Genomic DNA, 5844 nt, shown 5'->3' with positions numbered 1-5844 from the left:
GTGCTCTAAATGTTAATAGTAATAGAGAGAATAGGAGAAAATTTTTGTATCAGTACAAAAATAAAAAAATATTTTAACTTGAGATTTTCTGTTCTATTAATCACAGATTTGATCTGACACATCGATTTGAAAAGATGAGAGTTTCTCAGTTTTATAAAGATGTCGAATCATCATTTCGACCTAGGTAGCATCAACTACTATGGGTGTGCGGGTGGGAATAGATTGAGGTTTTTGGATTCTGATGGGCTGCTTTTTGCACCATGGTGTAGTATTTGGGAGATACCCCTTGATAGATGTCCTGAGGTAGGTGAAGATATTAAGCTAGAAGATTTTCCCAAAGAGTGGATTAATAATAAATCAAAAAAGTTGGGAAATAAGCCGTGTGATGAAGTGGGGCGTGCCTGTAAATCAGTATTAGGGACGGGTTGCTATGATGCTGTTTCATCAGTGAGTAATAACCGTTTAGGTAATCAAACTGTAGGCGAGATATCACTGCGAGCACTTAATCCTGTTTATGGTGCATATGGAGGATATAAAGATATAAAGGCAATTTGGGGTAGTTCAGATGATACTACAGAAAAGAGGAACTGTGGTGCCAATGCTACAGCTAATGGATGTAGTGGTAGTATTCCAACTTCTCCAGATATTATGTATGCAAAAGGAGGAAAGCAGAATATAGCTAATGAATATTCTAGAGAAGCCTTAGTATTAGCAAAAGAAAAAGGTATAGATCCTTGTGATTATCTTATAGAACTTGAGCGGAGAACGAGAAGTGGCATAGAAAGGAAAAAATACAAAAAGCTAGAAAAGCATTAAATTGTAAACATACAGCAGGGGACTATAAATGAATAAATATATGGGAAATAAATTTTATTCTGTTAGTGTGGTTATTAGTTTAAAGTCAGATAGCAGAAAAAAAGAAATAGCTGTTGAAGATGTTATTTTTTTACTTGAGTTAAAAGATGGCGAGGATTTAGAACATAAAATTGAATCTCTCTATAAAGATGCTTATGCAGATGATGAGAACTATAGAGATAATTATTCAGTAAATAATTGCTCATCTGAGTATGAATTTCATGGAATTAGTAAAGTTGTTGAGTTAAGTGAAAAACCTGACGATTGTTCAGAGATATTTTCATCAATGCTTTTAGTTAAAAGAAAAAATTTAAAAAGATTAGTTCAATTTAAAAATGTTATTATTGAGAAGATTTGATTTTTGGAGGAAATATGCTTAGTGAATCTTGGTTTGTTGCTTGTGTGATCATAAGTGTAAAGCCAAAATTTAAAAAATTCAAATTAATACCTATAATTCAAAAATACTATTTGCTATAAAGAGGTGGTATCCGATTAAAAGAAAAAGCTATTCTCTGTGGAAAGAGATTTGTAAATGAAAATAGAACATTTGTATATAATGGTGAAGAATGTACTCTCTGTGTGGAAGGTGTAAGAGAGATAGCCGCTATATTTAAAAAAACTTTCTCGGACGATGAGGGTGAAACACCGCATGATACTGTAGAGTTATCAAGTCCTACATATACAGTAAGTACTAGGAAAAAGATAAATAAGTTGGTTTCTGGTAAAAGAGTTAGATTGAAATATGCTGATTTTAATATATAAATATCAGGCTGTATCCCCGTATGTGATGGATCTTGCGCTGTAACAGGCGGCTATGGAGCAGGTAATTAAGATGTCTATATCAAAAGGTATCCAACCGCGTTTTTATAACCTAGTTATTATCAGCGCGCTATCAAGTTGCTTGCTAGGAGCCACTGCTGCACAGGCAGCGGTAGGCGGTTTCCCAAATGCCGTAGTTAAACAACCCAATGCCGAATACGTTGAAACCACCACCGACCTTAGCGTTAAAGTGCTGGGGGGTAGTATTGACCTTAACCGTACTTGGTCCAACGGACGCTGGACAGTTAACCCTAACTGGACCACTTTACGCTTTATAGCAGACCCTCTAGGCAATGGCGTTCAATCCATCGAACGCTCTGGAGCTATTTATAAACGCAGTAACAGTGCTAGCACCTATCAATACGAAAAATACAGCCTTGTAAAAACCAATGACGGCTGGCGTTGGAGCGACCCTTCAGGCAACTGGATTGATTACGATAGCCAAGGGCGTATACTTAAATCAGGCGACCGTAATAACATCAGCGTTCACTTTATTCGTGACAGTGAAGGGCGACTAACACAGATCAATGATCATCACGGCAACTTAGCTTACCAATTTAGCTACGACAGCCAAGAAAAACTGATCAACGCCAAAGACCGTGATAACCGCAGCGTCACCTACCACTGGAACGGCAACCAACTGCGAACAGTGACAGACGTTTTAGGCTTTGATTGGTCGTACCAATACAACCATGACAGCCAACTCATACAACGCACCGAACCTGATGGCGGCGTCTTTAAAGTCGTATATGACGCCTCAGTACCTGCCGCACAACTGGCAATGACCAGCGGTAAACTAACCGAAGCCACCAAGCCTGTTACCCTAAGCAGCATCCAACGCGATATCAAACCCGCCCGTGTAGGTCAGTTTGTTGCTAAAACAGGTGCTACCACCTTAATCAACTCACAGTACGACAAAACCAAAAAAACCTACCTGATTACCAGCACAGATGCCTTAGGACGAAAGGTAGAAACTTTATCCAATGCCGATGGCAAATTACTGTCAAGAACTGTTAATGGTGTAGTAGAACAACGCGTTGTTTTTGAAAACAAATACCGCCGCCTAGTCACCGATGCCAGAGGTCATACCACCACCATTGACTACAGTGCCACCCAGCGCCCAGTAACAATCACACACCCTGATGGCACCACCGAACACTTTGAATACTCCACCGACTTTGACCAAGTGACGCGCTATACCAGCCCAAAAGGCATCGTAGCCAAACTGACCTACGATACTAATGGCAACGTTATTAACGCAATTGAAGCCCTAGGTAGTCCCAACGAACGTCAAACACACTTCACCTACGACCAGTACGGCCAAGCTACCCAAATTACCGTTGGCAACGGCGATAACAGCCGCACTATCAAACTCAAATATGACAATAACGGCAATGTTAGCGAACTCACGGATAGCAAAGGCAACACCTACCACATCAGCGTTAACAGCCAAGGCCAGATCACCCAAGCGAAAAACCCACTGGGAGGCATTTGGCACTACCGTTATGACAACGCAGGCAACTTACGCCAAAGCATCAACCCCCTCAACCAAAGCGAAACCTATGAAACCGACTTTGCTGGGCGTATAACCCAATACACCAACGCCCTAGGCTTTAGCAGCCAACAAAGCTACACCTTTGATCACACCGGCTCACGTATTAGCCTTAAAAACACCCTAGGTGAAACTCGCCAAGAACACTACAACCTTGTCAACCAACTGATAGAAATCACCTCACCCTCAGGTTTAAAAACTCAACAAACCTATGATGAGCAAGGACGTTTGATCACAGAAACTGACCCTATGGGGAATCAGATCAAACATGAATATGGCAACAGCGCCGATGTTGTAGGACGACTGATCAAAACCATCTACCCTACCTACAGTGAAACCTACCGCTACGATCAAAAAGGACGTACCACCCAAACCACACAATGGCTAAGCACCACAGAACAACTCACCAGCCAATACAGCTATGATGAACAAGGGCAACTGGTCAGCAGCACCTTACCTGGCAAACGCACCCAGCAAACCCAATACGACGAACTAGGCAACATCACTGTTATCACGGACGCACTGGGCAACACCACCACACAGGTGTGGAATACCTTTGGTGAACTTACTGAAGTCATCACCGCCAACGGCAACAAACACCAATTTAGCTACGATAGCAACGGCAACACGATTAAAGAAATCAGCCCTAGCAGTGGCACCACCACCTACGAATACGACGCAGCGAACCAACTGATCAAAAGCACCAACGCCAAAGGTGACTACACCACCTATCAATATGACCTAGCGGGCAACCTAACCGAACAAGCCAGCTTTAGCCAAGGCAGCAGCAACGCCCAACAACGCCCAACAACGCATCAGCTATCGCTATGACAACGCTGGTCAACCCATTGAAATTAAACAAACCGGTGACACCCACAGCCTTCATCAATACCGCCGTGATGCCCTAGGGCGAGTACTGCAAGAAAGCATCACCTACGGCACAGGTGACAAAGCCTTCACCAAACAACTGGACTACAGCTTTGATAACGAAGGCCGCTTAGCCTCTTTGATCTACCCAGATAACAGCAAAGTCACCTACCAATATGACAAAACGCTGCTTAAACAAAGCACCTTAGCTAATGGACAACACATCACCTGGAACAGCTACCAATGGCTAGCTCCCACACAAATTAGCTACCCTGGAGCCACCCTAAAAACCAACTACGACGCCTTATTACGCCCACTAACTATCAACGTCACAGGCAAAAATAACAGCGTCCTAATGAACCGCATTTATCAATACACCCAAGCTGGTAACATCGGCAAACGCCAAACAGAACAAGGTCACATCAACTACCAATATGACCTACTGGATCGCCTAATAGAGGCCAAACCTGATCAAGCCCTACAAACCCTTGGTTTACCTGATGAAGGCTACACCTACGACGCCATCAGCAACCGCATCGGCAGCCGACATCAACCGGGTGAATGGCAATACAACAGCCACGACCAACTGATCCGCTGGGGAACTGGCAGCCAGCAAGAGAACTTAGCTTACAGCCCAACAGGCCAACTCACCCAAAAGAAAACAGCCCTAGAAACCTTAGACTACGGCTACAACACCGCTGACCGCCTAACCTGCATCAAACGTAACAACACCGAAATCGCCATCTACCACTACAACCCCTTTGGGCAACGCATCAGCAAACAAATCAATGGTGAAACCACTTACTACCTATATACCGACGAAGGCCTCATCGGCGAACTAAACGAACAAGGCCAACTACAAATAGCCTATGGCTGGAAACCTGACAGCGAGTGGGGAACACAACCCCTCTGGCAAGCCAACCTTAACCACAGCGCCACCACAACAGGCACACTCAATAACGCCAACTACCATTATCTTTACAACGACCACCTAGGCACACCACAGATAGCCGCCAATAGCGAAGGTAACGCCACATGGCAAGCCCAAATGCAAGCCTTTGGGGAAACCACGCCCAACCGCACCAACCAGATCACCATGAACCTGCGCTACCCTGGACAGTACTTTGATGCAGAGACGGGCACGCATTACAACTACTACAGGGACTACAACCCAAGAGTAGGACGTTATAGCCAAAGTGATCCGATCGGCTTGGGGGGTGGTATTAACCATTATGGGTATGCTGAGGGAAATGCGCTCAGATATAAAGATCCTGATGGACGAGTCGTCTGGTTTGGTATTCCTATTGCGTATTGGATTGCAGGTGGAGCAGCCACCGCTGCTGGTAGCGTATGTGTTGCTAGCAATTGTGGGCAGGCAGCAGTTGATGCTGTTTCATCAGTGAGTAATACCCGTTTAGGTAATCAAACTGTAGGCGAGAGCACTTAATCCTGTTTATGGTGTATATGGAGGATATAAAGATATAAAGGCAATTTGGGGCAGTTCAGATGATACTACAGCTAGTGGATGTAGTGGTAGCATAATAGTTATTTCTGAAAGTGCTAAAGAAAAAGATGAAAGATGTTTTCAAGAGTGTCAACATTATCTTCCATCACCAATTGGCGATTACCAAGCTTCAGAGTATACTAAATGTTATAAAAAATGTATGGGGTATTTTGATTAAATTTTATGGTGATTACAATGGATAAAAATCAATCAATTGAAATAAAAAAATATTGCTTAGATGCTACGG

Annotated in this window: 4 protein-coding genes; all 4 read left to right on the top strand. The window is 43.3% G+C overall.

What is annotated here, in order from left to right:
• Nucleotides 1-231: 231 nt before the first annotated feature.
• Entirely contained in the window at nucleotides 232-816 is a 585-nt protein-coding gene (locus tag VQ643_RS15870) for a hypothetical protein (protein ID WP_414201419.1), read from the top strand.
• 28 nt (nucleotides 817-844) lie between these two features.
• A complete protein-coding gene (locus VQ643_RS15865; RefSeq protein ID WP_414201417.1) occupies nucleotides 845-1213 on the top strand; it encodes a hypothetical protein in 369 nt (122 codons plus the stop codon).
• Nucleotides 1214-1687: 474 nt separating this feature from the next.
• Entirely contained in the window at nucleotides 1688-4057 is a 2370-nt protein-coding gene (locus VQ643_RS15860) for a hypothetical protein (protein WP_414201415.1), read from the top strand.
• 175 nt (nucleotides 4058-4232) lie between these two features.
• Complete coding sequence (locus VQ643_RS15855; RefSeq protein WP_414201413.1) at nucleotides 4233-5540, top strand: RHS repeat domain-containing protein; 1308 nt, start codon at nucleotides 4233-4235, stop codon at nucleotides 5538-5540.
• Nucleotides 5541-5844: the final 304 nt, after the last annotated feature.

This window comes from Pseudomonas sp. F1_0610 (assembly GCF_047470865.1).
GTDB lineage: Bacteria > Pseudomonadota > Gammaproteobacteria > Pseudomonadales > Pseudomonadaceae > JAZDRH01.
This window is presented reverse-complemented; position numbering and strand designations above follow the sequence as displayed.